This window comes from Marinobacter bryozoorum (genome assembly GCF_023156245.1).
GTDB classification, from domain to species: Bacteria; Pseudomonadota; Gammaproteobacteria; order Pseudomonadales; family Oleiphilaceae; genus Marinobacter; species Marinobacter bryozoorum.
The window spans coordinates 1-15949 of record NZ_JAKZAH010000007.1; the positions used below are offsets into that span (position 1 = coordinate 1).

Here is a 15949-nt window from a genome sequence, read left to right on the forward strand (position 1 = left end):
GAGAACGCACTCAAGCATGGCTCCCCGAGCGAGCCAGTGGAAATCAGCCTGTGTGAAGATGGCAGGCTGATCGTGCGAAATGACGGCCACACAATTTCACCGGAACAGCTCAAGTTGTTGCGGAACCGATTTGAACGCTCGAATACCAATACCTCCGGTTCTGGTCTTGGCCTGGCCATTGCCGACGCGATTGCCGAAGGTGCCGGCATGACCTTGTATTTACGATCGCCGGCAACCGGCCGGCAGGACGGTTTTGAAGCCGAGCTTGTTGCTGAGTGAAACCTTCACTTACTCTCAGCTGTGTGATCTGTCACAACTCAATGTCACGCCAATGCTCAGCCACCTAATAAGCCTTGTGCAAAATAACCGGTAGCAAAAGCCAATCCTTCAGCGGCATTACCCATCAAAGGTGTGCAAGGTCCCGGTCGCGACACTGGTACGCCGTAGACTGCGTTCTTTAGCATGCCGGTAGCTAAAAACACTATCCCCGCCAGGCCAGGACTCGCCATGAATTGTTTTCAATATAGATAAAGAGCTGAGAAGAACAGGTCAGTCCGTTCCATCTCCGCCAAGGCGTGCACTCGCCCATTGATCGTAGACAACCGGGAGAGCAATGAAGACTCCACTTAGTCCAGCAATGAGCCAGTCGTCGAAATGCAATGGGCGCAGTGCCAGTAGCGTCGAAAGCATCGGCACCTGAATGAAAATCAAGGCCGAGAGAAGGGCCCCCGCCATGACTACTGATGCCGCGATACCACGAAACCTGCTCAATGCCGCAGTAAGACCCGCACCAGCGAATATCAGTACGGCGAGTGCCATTGCTCTCGCATGCTCGATGTCGCGCCCTAAACCCAGGCTTCGAGCATAACTCCAGTAGACCAACACCGTGACAAGTAATCCGGTAAAGCCGATGATGACCGTCTGACGAGCATCAAAAAAATGCTTCACGCGTCTTGATGGGTGGGATCGAAGGGAATCATGTTGGGCGGCATTCTGAAAAACCAGTAGCGCCGTCGGGTGAATAATCAACTCAAGCCAGACAATGTGGATCGGCAAGTAGAGAATCGGGAAACCCATCAACGGAATCAACGCGGCAGTCAGAACAAGCGGGATGTGAATCATAAGCAGGTATTGATAACTCTGCTGAAGATTATTGAAGAGCTGCCGCCCCTCCGCGATTGCATCCACATTGGTTCGGAAATTGTCGTCCATCAGCACGATGGAAGCCACTTCCCTCGCTGCGCGTGTCCCCCGCTCCCCCATTGCAATGCCAATATCGGCGCACTTCAGTGCTGGCACGTCGTTCACGCCGTCCCCCGTTACTGCAACGAGTTCTCCCTGGGCTTGCAGGTGCTGCACCAATGCGTGCTTTTGTGCTGGAATGGCGCGGGCGACCACATCGACAGCACGTATGGCTGTTACATCGTTGTTCGCCAGGCGCATGCGAGCACCTTGTGACCTTCCGCTGCAAGCTGGCCTACCTGTGTTTGCCAACTGGTCATTTCGGTCGTTGATACAGTACACATGGAAAGCACTGTCTCCGGCGCCCCCTTAACCAGGGCCATTGCCTTGCCCTGTTGCTCAACAACCGTGGTCTCACGTTTCCGAGCCTCTGTGAACGGAAAACTGGCGAGGACTGTTGGCTCATCGTCACAGCCGGAGGCTTGAAACAGGGCATCGTCCAGTGGGTCACCAGAGTCGCGACGTGACGCCAGACAGGCCATCGTCAGCAAACGTTCGCGAGAGCTACCTTCGACCGGGAGCGGATGAGCCAGGGTAAGCTTGCCTTCGGTGAGGGTTCCGGTCTTGTCACAACAGATGGTCGTGACCCTCCCGATGTTTTCAACAGCAACCGCCTGCCTGACAAGGGCCTTACGCTTGGCGAGGCGATAAACGCCAACCCCCAGGAAAAATGTCAGAACAACAGGAAATTCTTCTGGAAGGGCTGCCACTGCCAACGTCACTGCGCTGACAAAGGCGTCGAGCCAACCATGTCCCTGATAAACACGAACAGCCGCCAGGAGTACGCAAAAAGCAATCGAAACGAGCAGCAGGTTTCCTACCAGGCGCGCCACAGCATGCTGTAGCGGTGTGCGCCCATGGCGGCCAGCCAGGGCGGTATGTACGATCTCACCGTATAATGTTTCCCGACCGGTAAATACAACCCGAAGGTAGGCGTTGCCAGTAAGCATACGGGTTCCCGCAAACCCCCAGGCCGAATCATCGAGGGCCATATCCTTACCGGGAACCCAGCTCGAGCAAGCCGCTACCTTGCGCACCGGGTAGGCTTCCCCGGTCAGCGCCGATTCATCAACCTGCGCCGATTCAACAGAGACTAACAGACCATCCGCCGGGAATGGCTGGCCACCGGAGACCTCCACCAGGTCGCCGGGCACCAGCTCCCTCGCGTCGACTACCTCCCTCTGCCCTTGCCGTACAACGGTGGCCCGTGCAGCCAACAGGTCGGCTAGCGTGGCGGTGGAAGCCTGGGTGCGACGGTGCAAGTATGCGTCCATGCAAAGAAAAGGAATCAGCGCAATCGCCAGCACCAGCGATTCAGTACGGCTACCGGTCAGAAAAAAAAGGATGCTCGTGCCCAGCAGAAACCACAGCATCGGATCCCGCAGCGTATCCTTGACCAGGGCTGACCAGCCGCCGCCAGGTGCTTCAACGATGATGTTGTTACCGAAGCTCTGCCGATTCTCAACGACGCCTTGCGCAGAAAGACTCGTCAGACCTTCGGGCAGGAACTTCAAACGATCAGAAGGGATAATTCTTTTCATGGGCACCCCAAAGCACCACGCATCCGGCCTGGGAGAGCGAATCTGGCCACCTGATCGTGAGTATAGGAGGGTTCTACCCCGTTACTGCGGACATTTCCAAAACTAATTGTGGACTTCCCCCGATCCGACAAAAGGACCGCTTTGACAACGGAGCGGCCAAAACTTCCGAAATAGGCGCCATAATATGGCCGTTCCGGTCAAATTTATGGCGGCATGACCACAAACAAAAGCCGTTCACTCTTTTTGCGTAGTCTCGCTGAAAGCAATGCCCAGTTCTCCGGCATCCCCGGTAATTGATCTGATTCCGGGGCTGACTATCGACTGGCAGGAGGCCGATAAGACCAAAAATTCCTTGAGATGAACCAATAATTGGCCCTCAGATTCTGCGGATCTCGAATGTCCGCTTTTGTTTGGCGTGCTTTTTGAGCTCGCAGTATTCTGGAACGTGTCTCACCAAAACCTGTACGTTCACGCCAGATTATAGTTGCATCATTATTAACAGCGGGTTAGCTGAGTAGTGGAAGGTTTATGCTTCAAAATATGGAAAAGTTATGGGTAAAACCACATAATCAATACCTAAAAAGCTTCAAGAGCAATCTTACAGACAGGTGTTCGGGTTAGAAAAACCCGTCTTTAACACACCTGATTAAACCGTTTCTGTTCCCCTGCTCCACCCTGGTTGCTCAGCCACCCCGGGCTACCGTTGACGTACTTCCTCTTTTTCCCGTTATTTATCTGACGATACTGCCTGTCATTGTTATTCAACCTCCTGCTTTCTCGCAGCATTCCCTCAAAGGGACGCGCAACCAGGGCATAAGGCCCCGGCAGCGCCGGGGTTACCTATGGCAATGGATCATCACCCGGGAAAAGGGAATCGGGCTTCGCCTTGTCAAAAAACAAATGGCGTTCATAGACCAGCAACCCGATGGGAGCGAACAGCAGAGCCACCAGCCTGAAAGGCAGCGGCAATGTTTCCAGGGGCAGTACCGAACCATGGCTTGCCTTGTACGACAAAATGCCCAGGTTCAGCCAGATGACAACAAAACAGAAACCAAGGAAATAGGTCATATCAACAATTTCTTTTCCGTGTTCAGACGGGGGTTATCCCTTCTTTTCCTTACGAGCAGCCATTTTCCGCATCAGTTCATCAATATCATCAACAGCGCTATAGGCATCCATATAATCCTGGGTTGCCTTCTCGGCGGCTTCGTCACTGATCGAGAACAAAAAAGAACACGCGGTACCCTCGGTAATGGTAAAGATGTAGACATCCGTTCCGAGCGTGTCACTGGTGCGCTGAATGCTTTCGTATTTCGGGTTGGTATGGGACAGGTCGCTGTACCACTTACCAATCAGGTAACTGACACCTTCCGCAACTGACTTACCGGGCTTCAGCGGGAGCGAGCAGTAAAGCATGTGATCCAGCATGTCCGGAAAATCATCAATGGACGAACGCTCCTGATCGAACGGGGAGTCTGGATCGAACAGGGTGTTGTTGATTTCGTGGAAGAACGCGAGGGTGGTTTCTTCGGCTTCAGGCACAGCATCAAACCCGTTGTCTTTGAGAATCTTTTCGTAGTCTAACTGCATGGTGGGGTTCCTTTTGTCGCAATGCCCAACCACATCCGTGGCTGACGACGCCCATTAATGGACAGCAGAACAGTATAGTAAAAAGAAGCGACACTTTCTCAGCTGTCCGGGTCGTTTTTGCCCCATACCCGAATCAAGGACAGGTCCCGGTCGAAGTGAATCTGATCCAGCGCCTGCTTTTGGTCCCACTACTGGTGATGAAACGAGCGGAGTCCCCGTCATCATTTATACAACCAGAAGTGGAAGTTGACCTGATGACGCTCTTTCGCTTTAATGCGCGAGCAAAGGATGCAACTGACGATAAAGGACTTCGATCATGCCCACCAATCTTGCCATTTCCTCTGAAGAGGAAGGCTACCTCGCTAATGCAAACCTTGAAGCCTTCTGGTTCAGCCGTCTCGGGAAGCAAGACCCCGTCGCAAGAATCGGTTACGCGCTCTGGGTATCGGATGTCGAAAAACTGAAAGCGGCTATCCAGGCAGGTGACCCCGCCTTCTGGAACCACAAAGCTTTCGCCTACTGGGAACTTATGGCCCGATCTACAGTTGTCAATTTGGCGGTAGGCCTGGAAAGGGCTGGCCACAGACTGACTTTTATGGAAATGCGCGAAAAGATCCGGGAGGTAGGTATCGAAGTCGCCCGGCGTCACGTCCAATATGTCCGCCACGATATCCGCTATGAAATCGGGAATACTCCGGGCAAACTGAGCCTTGAACAAATGGCGCACTACCACCACATCGCCTTCAAGAAATTTGGCATTCGCCCCGACTATTACGGAGGCACATGGCTTGGATCTGTCCCGGATCAGGCCGAGATGAAGGCCTATGGTGACCTCTATTGCCACGACTGTGATTCTGCTGAGGGCTACCAGCCGGAGCAGGCCCGATGAAAAGAATCCGTGTATTTTTACCCGTTCTGATTCTGTCAGGCTGCGCGCCGACTCCTGACCAGAGCATCGAAACTGAAGGAACCGCCTGCTTACTGGAACAGCACAAGTTACCCGGACACGAACTCTCCGCAGACAATAACTTCGATGCTGAAGACAATCTCGCCAACCTGAGTGCGGAGGTCCCTGCAGAAGTTATGGCAGCGGAAATTCCGGGCTACAGAAGCCATGTGGCGATAGGCTCGGGCAAGCAGCCGCAGTTCCTGTACCTGACGCTTTCAACACCTTACGAGGCGATCCAGTTCGATGACGCGGAGGGCCAGCCGATTCCCGAGCACGACAACCTGTTCCGGATTCCGGGCGAAAGCCAGTATCACTGGGACCTTGCCGAAAAGGAACGCGGCAACCTAGTGTTATGGGGAGCCTGCTCTGACAACTTTCAGGGCAGCTTCGACTGCATGGCGCACCTTCCTTACAAGCAGATAGCTATTAACTTCGAAGTGCATCAGGCAAATTTGCATCTTTACAAGGAAATCGAGGACTTTATCCAGAGCCAGATGGCAGTGTGTCATCCGGAACTCTGACAGGAGTACAGCGAGCGCTGTTACGTTACTCGACAGGGGGCTCTACCGATTGCGCTTCTTCAGCTTCCCCTTGCCTTTTACTTGCAAATTCATTATTCGCAAACGCCTCCAGCAAAACCGCCTGCTCGATAGCACTGCGCTGTGAAGGCCGGCAGGGGAAGCGGACCACCAGGTGGATTTCGTTGGCCAGGGGAACCTGGATGCTGACCCTCGGATCTACCATGGGCACCTCCAGGCCACGACGGTCGCCGAGGCGGCGCATGTACCGGCGGGCGGTTTCGAGGAAGGGTTCACACTGGGCCTGGGTGGCGTCGAGTAATACCTGCTGGGCCAGTTGCCAGTTGTCGTCCCGCTTGAACGGTACGGTAAACACGTGCAGCACGTAGTCTTCAGTGAAACTTTCGTTGATCACCGGTTCGGACACAAACAGTGAGTTCGGTATCACGGTCGCCCGGCCGGTGCGCTGGTGGGTGAACTTGCCGGGGCCTACTTCAAGGATGGTCGTCGCCAGCAGGTTCTGGTCGATCACATCCCCTCGAAAATCCTTCACCTGAATCCGGTCGCCGATATCGAAGGACCGGGCGCCCCCCTTTACCAGGCTGCCGATAAAACACAGGATCAGTTCCTTTGTCGCCACCACGAAGGCCACGGCGATCGCCACGATGGACAGGGCGAGGGTGCGCAGCTCCTGGCCCCAGATCAGCACCAGCCCCAGCAGGAAGATCAGGATCAGGCCGTTGCGGGTCTGCACCAGCCATTTGCGGCGCAGCTCCGTTGACTGGATGCTGGTGCGGATGACCTTGGACAGCACCGCCCGCGACAGCAGAACGATAAGCAGCAATGCCAGGGTCGTACCCAGCAGGCGCAGCGCCGGCATGGAAAGGTTCAGTTCGGCTATGGCGGCAGGGACCTGTTCAAACACGGCTACCGGCCCTCGCCCCAGCGGGGCACCAGGGTTTGCGGCAGGCCCAGGTGGTCCAGCAACCGGGCAACGATGAAATCCACCAGGTCATCCACCGACGAAGGGTTATGGTAGAACCCCGGGCTGGCCGGCATGATCACGGCGCCCATGCGGGTCAGCCTGAGCATGTTTTCCAGGTGCACTTCCGAATAGGGCGCCTCACGGGGAACCAGGATCAACTGGCGGCGCTCTTTAAGGGCAACATCCCCCGCCCTCTCGATCAGGTTATTGCTGGCACCGGTCGCCAGGGCGGATAAGGTGCCGGTGCTGCAGGGGCAGATCACCAGGGGGGATTTCTCGCCAGACCCGGAGGCGGGGGGCGCAAACCAGTCCTCGTGGCTAAAAACCTTTAGCTGCCCGTCGTCCGCCCCGCTCCAGGCTTGCAGCTTTGCCAGTGCACCACTGGCCGAGCCGGGTAACTGAAGCTCGGTCTCGGTGGCCAGTACCACCCGCGCGGCCTTGCTGACCATGACGTTAACGCGACAGCCCTGGGCGACGAGGCATTGCAGCAGGCGCAGGCCGTATTGGGCACCGGATGCCCCGGTCAGTGCCAGGTTGACGGTGCGCGGTTCAGCGACCATGGCCGGCTTTCTCCTCGAGGCGGGCAATCAGCCGTTTATGAATGCCACCAAAACCGCCATTGCTCATGATCACCACGTGACAGGGCTCCGAGATTTCATCCAGTACCCGGTCCAGCAGGCCGTCGATGGTGGTATCCAGCTGGTGGCGTTCCGGGTCACCGCCAGTGCTCCGGTAGTCGGCCATTAGCTCGGTTAACCAGGCAGCCTTGCTGGTATTGGCCCAGATCACCCGGTCCGCCAGGTTCGCGCTGCCCAGCAGGCGGTCACGGTGTACGCCCTGCTGCATGGTATTGGAGCGGGGTTCGATCAGGGCGACGATCAGGTCATCGCCTACCTGGTTACGAAGCCCTTCCAGGGTGGTGGCAATGGCTGTCGGATGGTGGGCGAAGTCGTCGTAGACCTTTACTCCGTTCACATCCGCCAGCAGTTCCATGCGACGCTTGACCCCACCGAAGCGATTCAGGGCCGCCACCGCATGGTCCGGGGTTACGCCCACGTGCCTTGCGGCGGCAATGGCGGAGAGCGCATTACGCACATTGTGCAGGCCGGTCATAGCCCAGTTCACGGCGGCCACCGGTTGCTCGTGATGGATCAGCATGAACGAGGAACCGTCATCCCTGAGCAGTTCGGCACGCCAGTCCGGCGTGCCTGCCTCGCTGCCAATGGCCGTGGTCTGCACCGGGCTCCAGCACCCCATGGCCAGTGAACGGTCCAGGTGTTCATCCACCGCCGGGCGGATGATCGCCCCCTTCGAGGGAACCGTTCTTACCAGGTGGTGGAACTGGCGCTCAATGGCTTCCACGTTGTCGAAGATATCGGCGTGGTCGAACTCCAGGTTGTTGAGAATGCAGGTGTGGGGCCGGTAGTGGATGAACTTGGAGCGTTTGTCGAAGAAGGCGCTGTCGTACTCATCCGCCTCAATCACGAAAAAAACGCTGCTTCCCAGCCGTGCAGACACCGGGAAGTCCCGGGGCACGCCACCTACCAGGTAGCCGGCATCGAAACCGCTCTGTTCGAGGATCCACAGCAGCATGGCGGTGGTGGTGGTCTTGCCATGGGTGCCCGCTACCGCCAGTACCCACCGGTGCCTGAGCACCTCCCGGGCCAGCCATTCGGGGCCCGACATGTAGTCCAGGTTCCGGTTGAGTACGGCCTCCACTTCCGGGTTGCCCCGGGACATGGCGTTACCGACCAGCACCAGGTCCGGCGCCGGCTTCAGGTTTTCGGCCCGGTAGCCCTCCATCAAGGTGATGCCCTGGGCTTCGAGCTGGGTACTCATGGGAGGATAGACGCCCTGGTCTGAGCCGGTAACCGTATGACCCAGTTCCCGCGCCAGTACGGCCAGGCTACCCATGAAAGTGCCGCAGATTCCCAGGATGTGGATGTGCATGACGTGCCAGAATTCCTTGATGGTGTGGATGACAGCTCGAAGCCGGTACCGCAACGACGGCGTTGTTCAGAGGACCTCAAGACTCCCGTATACGTGAGGTTCCGTCAAGCCGGGCGTCATGAAAACTCAGCCGGATTCACGTATGATTCGCTTCCATACAGACATGCTAATCCAACCACCAGGAGGCGCCAGCCCAAGATGGCCATCAAGAACGCGTTCTATGCCCAGTCCGGCGGTGTTACCGCCGTCATCAATGCCAGTGCCTGTGGGGTTATTGAAACCGCCCGCAAGCACCCGGACCAGATCGGCAAGGTGTACGCCGGCCGAAATGGCATTATCGGGGCACTCAGGGAAGAGCTGATCGACACGTCCGAAGAATCCGATGACGCCATCCGCGCGCTGATGCACACTCCGGGCGGCGCCTTCGGGTCCTGCCGCTACAAGATGAAGAACCTGACCGAGAATCGCCGCGAATACGAGCGCCTGGTCGAGGTGTTCCGCGCCCACGATATCGGTTACTTTTTCTACAACGGCGGCGGTGATTCACAGGATACCGCTTTCAAGGTGTCGCAAATCGCCGACAAGATGGGATACCCCATCACCTGTATCGGTGTGCCCAAGACGGTCGACAACGACCTGCCCTTTACCGATTGCTGCCCCGGCTTTGGCTCGGTTGCCAAGTACGTGGCCACCTCCACCCTGGAGGCCAGCCTGGATATCCGCTCCATGTGCGAGTCGTCCACCAAGGTGTTTATCCTTGAGGTGATGGGGCGCCACGCAGGCTGGATTGCAGCGTCCGCCGGCCTGGCTGGAAAGGGCCGGGACGAGCCACCCCATATTATCCTGTTCCCGGAAATTCCGTTCGAGCGCGAGGCCTTCCTGGCCCGTGTCGAGCAGTCTGTGAAGGATTATGGCTATTGCGTGGTTGTCGCCTCGGAAGGCGCACAATACGAAGATGGTCGCTTCCTCGCCGACGCCGGCGGCAAAGATGCGTTTGGCCACACCCAGCTGGGTGGTGTCGCACCGGCCCTGGCCAACATGGTCAAACAGGCCCTGGGCTACAAGTTCCATTGGGCGGTGGCGGATTACCTCCAGCGGGCCGCGCGCCACATCTCGTCAGCAACCGATGTGGAGCAGGCCTACGCCGTTGGTCAGAAAGCCGTGGAGATGGCCCTCGCCGGCAAGCAGGCGGTCATGCCGATCATCGTCCGTGAGCAGTCCAGCCCCTACCGCTGGCATATCGGCGAGGCCCCGCTGAGTGAGGTGGCCAACCAGGAAAAGAAAATGCCGATTCACTACATTTCCGACGACGGTTTCGGCATAACCGATGATTGCCGTGAATACCTGCAGCCGTTGATCGAGGGCGAGGCCTTCCCTCCATTCGAGAATGGCATTCCGAAGGTGGCCCACCTGGAGTGCGTGCTCGCTGAGAAGAAGCTTAAAACGCCGTTTGAAGTGTAAGGAAATTGGCAGGTCCGACCGGGACGCGCAGGCGCCCGGTCGGATGGCCCGCAACTTGGCGGATGCACGGGCCGGGACAGCGGCAGGGCTGTGGTTCAGACGATGACCAGGTTGTCCCGGTGGATCATCTCCTCATCGGATACATACCCCAGTACATCGACGATGCGATCACTGGCATGGCCGGCAATGCTGCGAGCCTCATCCGCGTCGTAATTGATCAGGCCTCGGGCCACTTCCCGGCCGCCCTGATCAACGCAGGAGACCATTTCTCCCCGGCGAAACTGTCCGGATACGCCCTTGACCCCCACGGGTAACAGGCTTCTCCCTCCCTTGCAGAGGACCTGCACCGCACCATCATCAATGATCACCTTACCCCGGGTCTGAAGGTGGCTGGCCAGCCACTGCTTGCGGGCCGCAATACGCCCCTGCTCTGGCAGCAGGAGGGTTCCCGCTTCCTCGCCTTCCCTCAGCCGGCTGATCACACTGTCGAGACGACCGCCGACGATGACCGTAAAGGCCCCCGAGCGGGCGGCAAGGCGGGCGGCTCGCAACTTCGTCTGCATGCCGCCGCGACCGAGGGCACCGGCACCGCCGCCAGCCATGACATCCAGCTCGGGGTCGCCGGCACGACGCTCGGTGACCAGCCTGGCGTCCGGGTTCTTGCGGGGGTCAGTGTCAAACAGGCCATCCTGGTCGGTCAGGATAATCAGGCCATCCGCTTCTATGAGGTTGGCAACCAGCGCGCCAAGGGTGTCGTTGTCACCAAACCGGATCTCGTCGGTGACCACGGTGTCATTCTCGTTGACGATGGGAATCACCCCGAAATCCAGCAGGGTTCGCAGCGTACTGCGGGCATTAAGGTAGCGCTTGCGATCAGACAGGTCATCGTGGGTAAGGAGCACCTGGGCGGCATGGATATCGTGGCGACGGAACTGCGCTTCCCAGGTTTGCACCAGCCCCATCTGACCCACAGCCGCTGCCGCCTGCAGTTCATGCAGGTGCGCGGGGCGCTGGCTCCAGCCCAGACGGGTCATGCCTTCGGCAACGGAGCCGGAGGACACAACCACCACCTCCACGCCGTTGCGACTCAGCTCGGCAATCTGATCAACCCAGCCGGCCAGGGCAGGTACGTCGAGACCGCGACCGTCGTTCGTGAGCAGCGCGCTGCCAATCTTGATCACCAGGCGCCGGGCGCGGCGCACCTGCACTCGTTCTGTCATGGCTTTTATGGGGTTCCTGGTCCTGCTTGCTATTCCGGGGCGTAGACGACTTCTACGTCGTAATCATCGTCATCGAAGTCATCATCATCGTCATTGTCTTCCTGACGAGTGGCGCGCCTTGCGGCCTTTTCTTCCTGGATGCGGGCCCGGGCCTCTTCGTCCATCTGCTTGCGCCGTTCCGCTTCTTCATCCGCCAGCTCGGGGTTGTCCGCCTCTTCCTGGGCACGCTCTTCAATCCAGCGCATCACCGCTTGGGTCAGGTCACGGGTGCCTTCACCGCTGATAGCCGAGATCCGGAATACCGGGCCTTGCCAACCCAGCTCATCCACAGTGGCCTGGCAGTGAGCGTCCCGCTCCTCCTCTGCCACCATGTCTACCTTGTTAAGCACCAGCCAGCGATCCCGGCTGGCCAGGGTTTCGCTGAACTTCTCCAGTTCATGTTCGATGGCACGAGCCGCATCCGCAGGCGAGGAACCATCGTAGGGAGCCACGTCCACCAGGTGGAGCAGTAACCGGGTACGCACCAGGTGTTTCAGGAAGCGGATACCCAGGCCGGCACCCTCGGCAGCGCCCTCAATCAATCCAGGGATGTCAGCGATGACAAAGCTCTGGTGGGCCTGCACCTTGACCACGCCCAGGTTCGGCACCAGCGTGGTGAACGGATAATCCGCCACCTTGGGCTTGGCCGCCGAGACCGACCGGATAAAGGTGGACTTGCCGGCATTGGGCATACCCAGCAGACCAACATCCGCCAGTACTTTCAGTTCGAGGCGCAGGTTGCGCGCTTCGCCCTCAGAACCCTTGGTGGTCTGTCGCGGCGCACGGTTGACCGATGACTTGAAGCGGGTGTTGCCCAGCCCGTGGAAGCCTCCCTGGGCCACTTTCAGGCGCTGGCCGACGTGGGTCAGGTCACCCAGCACTTCGTGGGTGTCCATATCCACCACCGTCGTACCAACCGGTACGGGCAGCACCAGGTCGCTGCCCTTGATACCTGTGCAATTACGCCCGGCACCGGGCTGGCCGTTCTGGGCCTTGTGCTTGCGCTGGAAACGGTAGTCAATCAGCGTATTGAGAGAGTCATCCGCTTCCAGGTAGACGGAGCCGCCGTCACCGCCGTCACCACCATCCGGACCGCCCTTGGGCACGTATTTTTCGCGCCGGAAACTCAGGCAGCCATGACCGCCCTTGCCGGCCTCTACAATGATGGTGGCTTCATCTACAAATTTCATGGTTCAACCTTTTGCGCCTCGCGCATAAACGAAAAAACCCCGCAGGCCCGGGTTCACGACTGGCTCGGCCAGACAGCAAACCGTAAAGCTTTGCGGGGTTTTTGCCGGCCTGTATATCAGATGATATCAGAGCCGGGCATCACCGCGACTTACGCCGCGGGAACGATGCTGACGAACTTGCGGTTCTGGGGACCCTTGGTCTCGAACTTCACCTGGCCGTCCGCGGTTGCGAACAGGGTGTGGTCCTTGCCCAGACCTACATTGGTACCAGCGTGGAAACGAGTACCGCGCTGACGAACAATGATGCTGCCTGCAGATACAGCTTCACCGCCGAAGCGCTTGACACCAAGTCGTTTCGACTCGGAATCGCGACCGTTACGGGTACTACCTGCTGCCTTTTTATGAGCCATTACAAGCCTCCTTATCTAAGGGGTTACTCAAGGGCCTCAGCCCTGGATACCCGTGATCTTGACTTCAGTGAACCACTGACGGTGGCCCTGACGCTTCATGTGGTGCTTGCGACGACGGAACTTGATGATCTGAACCTTGTCGTGACGACCGTGGTTAACCACCTCGGCGGTTACCTTGGCGCCATCAACGACCGGGGCACCCACCTTGATGTCGTCGCCGTTACCAACCAGCAGAACGCGATCAAACTCAATGGTACCACCGGTTTCAACTTCCAGCTTTTCCAGCTTGAGCGTTTCGCCTTCCTTCACACGGTGCTGCTTGCCACCGCTAACAATAACTGCGTACATAGGTACTCTTCTCCGCGATTGACCCATCCCTGCTCTTATCCACCTGGTTCTAAGGGAAGCGCTTCGGCAACCCTATAGCAGGGAGCGCAGGTTGGGATGAGTTGGGGCGCGTGATTGTACGAAAAGCGCCGCCTGAACACAAGTCAAGTTGACACTGCTGGCGGCAATACCTAGCATTGCCGCGACCTGCCTGTTTTTCCAGACAAATCACTTTTCAGGGGACCGGACAGCCGCATGACTGCCGAGCGCATATACGACACCGTCGCGGACGACTTTGCCCGCGTCAACGATCTCATCATCAAGCGGCTTTCCTCAGACGTTCCCCTGGTGGAAAAGATTGCCCAATACATTATAGAAAGTGGCGGCAAACGGCTGCGCCCCTTGCTGGTACTGCTTTCCAGCCGTGCGATCGGCTACGACCAGGACGATCATCACAAGCTGGCCGCAGTGATCGAGTTCCTCCACACCGCCACCCTGCTCCATGATGACGTAGTCGATACCTCCGACATGCGCCGGGGCCGAAGCACGGCCAATGCCCGCTGGGGTAACGCGCCCAGTGTACTGGTAGGGGATTTCCTCTATGCCCGTGCGTTCGAGATGATGGTGGAGCTGGGCAGCCTGCCCATTATGGAGATACTGTCCCACGCCACCGCCGTGATTGCCGAAGGGGAAGTACTGCAGCTGATGAACGTGAAAAACCCGGACGTCAGCGAAGAAAAGTACATGGAGGTCATCCACAACAAGACCGCCATGCTATTCGAGGCAGCCTCCCATACCGGCGCCCTGCTGGCTGCGGCCAGTCCGGATCAGGAACAGGCCCTCAAGGACTACGGCAAACACCTGGGGCTGGCGTTCCAGCTGGTGGATGACGCGCTGGACTACACCGGCGATGCCGGCGCCATGGGCAAGAACGTTGGCGATGACCTGGCCGAGGGTAAACCCACGCTGCCCCTGATCCATGCCATGGCCAACAGCAGCGAGGAGCAGCGCCAGCTGATCCGCAATGCCATCCGCAAGGGCGGCCTGGACGACCTGCCCCGCATCCTCGATATCGTCAATAAATCAGGCGCCCTGGAATACACCATGGCCAAGGCCCGCGAACAGGCGGCCCTCGCCAAGGACTGCGTCACCAGGCTCCCTGCATCGGCACACACAACCGCCCTCGACCTGCTGGCCGACCTGGCCGTCGAGCGGGTGTCCTGAGTTACACCCCGGTAAAATCAAACTCCAGTTCCGGCTTCCGGCCACTGACAATATCCGCCAGCGCAGCGGCGGAGCCACAGGAATGGGTCCAGCCCAGGGTGCCATGACCGGTGTTCAGGTACAGGTTACTGACCGGGCTCTTGCCAATGTACGGCACATTGGACGGCGTGGCCGGGCGCAGGCCGGTCCAGAACTCGGACTGATCCCAACAGGCGGCATCCGGCATGATCTCTGAGGCACGCCGCACTATGGCGTTGCAGCGCACCAGGTTCAGGTCCCGTTCATAGCCACTGAGCTCAGCGGTACCCGCCACCCGGATCCGGTCACCCAGCCGTGAATAGACCAGCTTGTACTCGTCATCCGTCAGACTTACCTGGAAGGCCGCTTGCTCGTCCTTGACCGGCGCAGTGATGGAGTAGCCCTTGGCCGGGTAAATATTCAGGAAGAACCCGAGCTTGCGGGCAAAGTGGGCACTGTAACTGCCCATGCTCAGAACGTAGCTGTCCGACCGCAGGGTACGATGAGTACCCTGCGCATCGATTACGCCCACGCCCAGGATACGGTCGCGGGTATGCTCAAAGCCAACCACCTCGGTGTCATACAGGAATTCGACGCCGGCGTCCTCTGCCTTCCGGGCCAGCTCCTGAGTGAACTTGCGGGCATCGCCGGACTCATCGTCGCGGGTATAGGTAGCACCGGTGATGCGATTCCGGATAGGCGCCAGCGCCGGTTCCAGCTCCAGGGCCCGCTCCGTATCAATGATCTGCCGGTCGCATCCCAGGTCCTGCATGATGCGGGTCGGCTCCCGGGCTGCCTCGAATTCTTTCTCACTGGTGTAGAAGTGCAGGATGCCCTTTTCGAGCTGGTCATACTCCAGCCCGAGTTCAGTGCGCAGCGCCTGCAACCTCGACCGGCTGTAGGTGCCCAGATTCACCATCTGACGGATATTCCAGGCGGCGCGGCCAGACGTGCACTGGGTCAGGAACTTGAGTCCCCACAGCCACTGGGCGGGATCCATACGCAACCGGAACAACAACGGGGCCTCCGGCTGGCTGAGCCATTTCAGCACCTTCAACGGTGCAGAGGGATTCGCCCAGGGCTCGGCATGGGATACAGAAATCTGCCCGCCGTTGGCATAGCTGGTTTCCACCCCGGCGCGGCCCTGACGATCCACCACCGTCACCTCATGGCCGGCCTGCCGCAGAAACCAGGCCGACGTGACGCCGACCACACCGGCGCCCATGACCAGTATGTGCATATGCGCTTCCCTCTATTGTGCCGCTTGGTTTATTCGCTGACCTGG

The 15949-nt window shown here is 58.6% G+C and carries 17 protein-coding genes; 5 read left to right on the forward strand and 12 right to left on the reverse strand.

From position 1 onward, the window contains the following. Positions 1–279, forward strand: a 279-nt coding sequence (locus MLC59_RS05805; RefSeq protein ID WP_248231905.1) for an ATP-binding protein, incomplete at its 5' end; no start/stop codon positions are given. Positions 280–549: 270 nt separating this feature from the next. Here MLC59_RS05805 and MLC59_RS05810 read toward each other — a convergent pair. From MLC59_RS05810 to MLC59_RS05825, 4 genes are all read right to left on the reverse strand, one after another. Continuing rightward, positions 550–1443: an HAD-IC family P-type ATPase gene (locus tag MLC59_RS05810; RefSeq protein WP_248231906.1), complete on the reverse strand. Its 894-nt coding sequence runs from the start codon at positions 1441–1443 to the stop codon at positions 550–552. Next, the gene (locus tag MLC59_RS05815; RefSeq protein WP_248231909.1) at positions 1419–2783 is read right to left on the reverse strand and encodes an HAD-IC family P-type ATPase; all 1365 of its coding nucleotides are present in this window, start codon (positions 2781–2783) and stop codon (positions 1419–1421) included. Before MLC59_RS05815 ends, MLC59_RS05810 begins: the two co-directional genes overlap by 25 nt. Before the next feature lie 840 nt (positions 2784–3623). Next, complete coding sequence (locus tag MLC59_RS05820) at positions 3624–3851, reverse strand: hypothetical protein (RefSeq protein ID WP_248231913.1); 228 nt, start codon at positions 3849–3851, stop codon at positions 3624–3626. A 33-nt stretch (positions 3852–3884) separates the two neighbouring features. Then, positions 3885–4373, reverse strand: coding sequence for a hypothetical protein (locus MLC59_RS05825; protein WP_248231914.1), 489 nt, complete (start codon positions 4371–4373; stop codon positions 3885–3887). A gap of 316 nt (positions 4374–4689) precedes the next feature. On the opposite strand from MLC59_RS05825, the gene MLC59_RS05830 reads away from it, so the two are divergent. Both MLC59_RS05830 and MLC59_RS05835 read left to right on the forward strand, forming a co-directional pair. Then, positions 4690–5262 (forward strand): hypothetical protein, encoded by a 573-nt coding sequence (locus MLC59_RS05830; protein WP_248231918.1) that lies wholly within the window; start codon positions 4690–4692, stop codon positions 5260–5262. Next, the gene (locus MLC59_RS05835; RefSeq protein WP_248231920.1) at positions 5259–5843 is read left to right on the forward strand and encodes a hypothetical protein; all 585 of its coding nucleotides are present in this window, start codon (positions 5259–5261) and stop codon (positions 5841–5843) included. Before MLC59_RS05830 ends, MLC59_RS05835 begins: the two co-directional genes overlap by 4 nt. Positions 5844–5868: 25 nt before the next feature. On the opposite strand, the gene MLC59_RS05840 is transcribed toward MLC59_RS05835, so the two are convergent. The 3 genes from MLC59_RS05840 to mpl are packed head-to-tail and all read right to left on the reverse strand — an operon-like array spanning position 5869 to position 8775. Next, on the reverse strand, positions 5869–6765 hold the full coding sequence (locus tag MLC59_RS05840; RefSeq protein ID WP_248231922.1) for a mechanosensitive ion channel domain-containing protein: 897 nt from the start codon (positions 6763–6765) through the stop codon (positions 5869–5871). Between the two features lie 2 nt (positions 6766–6767). Further along, positions 6768–7385, reverse strand: a complete 618-nt coding sequence (locus tag MLC59_RS05845; RefSeq protein ID WP_248231924.1) for a flavin prenyltransferase UbiX — start codon at positions 7383–7385, stop codon at positions 6768–6770. Then, a complete protein-coding gene (gene mpl / locus MLC59_RS05850; protein WP_248231937.1) occupies positions 7375–8775 on the reverse strand; it encodes a UDP-N-acetylmuramate:L-alanyl-gamma-D-glutamyl-meso-diaminopimelate ligase in 1401 nt (466 codons plus the stop codon). Before mpl ends, MLC59_RS05845 begins: the two co-directional genes overlap by 11 nt. Positions 8776–8973: 198 nt before the next feature. Here mpl and MLC59_RS05855 point away from each other — a divergent pair, with 198 nt between their 5' ends. Next, positions 8974–10236, forward strand: coding sequence for a 6-phosphofructokinase (locus MLC59_RS05855; RefSeq protein WP_248231940.1), 1263 nt, complete (start codon positions 8974–8976; stop codon positions 10234–10236). A 95-nt stretch (positions 10237–10331) separates the two neighbouring features. Here the strand turns inward: MLC59_RS05855 and proB are convergent, their stop codons facing one another. From proB to rplU, 4 genes are all read right to left on the reverse strand, one after another. Continuing rightward, entirely contained in the window at positions 10332–11456 is a 1125-nt protein-coding gene (gene proB, locus MLC59_RS05860) for a glutamate 5-kinase (protein WP_248231945.1), read from the reverse strand. A gap of 29 nt (positions 11457–11485) precedes the next feature. Continuing rightward, complete coding sequence (gene cgtA / locus MLC59_RS05865) at positions 11486–12685, reverse strand: Obg family GTPase CgtA (protein ID WP_248231947.1); 1200 nt, start codon at positions 12683–12685, stop codon at positions 11486–11488. A gap of 149 nt (positions 12686–12834) precedes the next feature. Further along, positions 12835–13095 (reverse strand): 50S ribosomal protein L27, encoded by a 261-nt coding sequence (gene rpmA, locus MLC59_RS05870; protein WP_248231959.1) that lies wholly within the window; start codon positions 13093–13095, stop codon positions 12835–12837. Positions 13096–13131: 36 nt separating this feature from the next. Beyond that, positions 13132–13443, reverse strand: a complete 312-nt coding sequence (rplU, locus tag MLC59_RS05875; RefSeq protein ID WP_248231960.1) for a 50S ribosomal protein L21 — start codon at positions 13441–13443, stop codon at positions 13132–13134. A 234-nt stretch (positions 13444–13677) separates the two neighbouring features. Here rplU and ispB point away from each other — a divergent pair, with 234 nt between their 5' ends. After that, positions 13678–14646, forward strand: a complete 969-nt coding sequence (gene ispB, locus MLC59_RS05880; protein ID WP_248231961.1) for an octaprenyl diphosphate synthase — start codon at positions 13678–13680, stop codon at positions 14644–14646. Between the two features lies 1 nt (position 14647). Here ispB and MLC59_RS05885 read toward each other — a convergent pair whose 3' ends face one another. Then, a complete protein-coding gene (locus MLC59_RS05885; protein ID WP_248231962.1) occupies positions 14648–15904 on the reverse strand; it encodes a D-amino acid dehydrogenase in 1257 nt (418 codons plus the stop codon). Between the last annotated feature and the right edge of the window lie 45 nt (positions 15905–15949).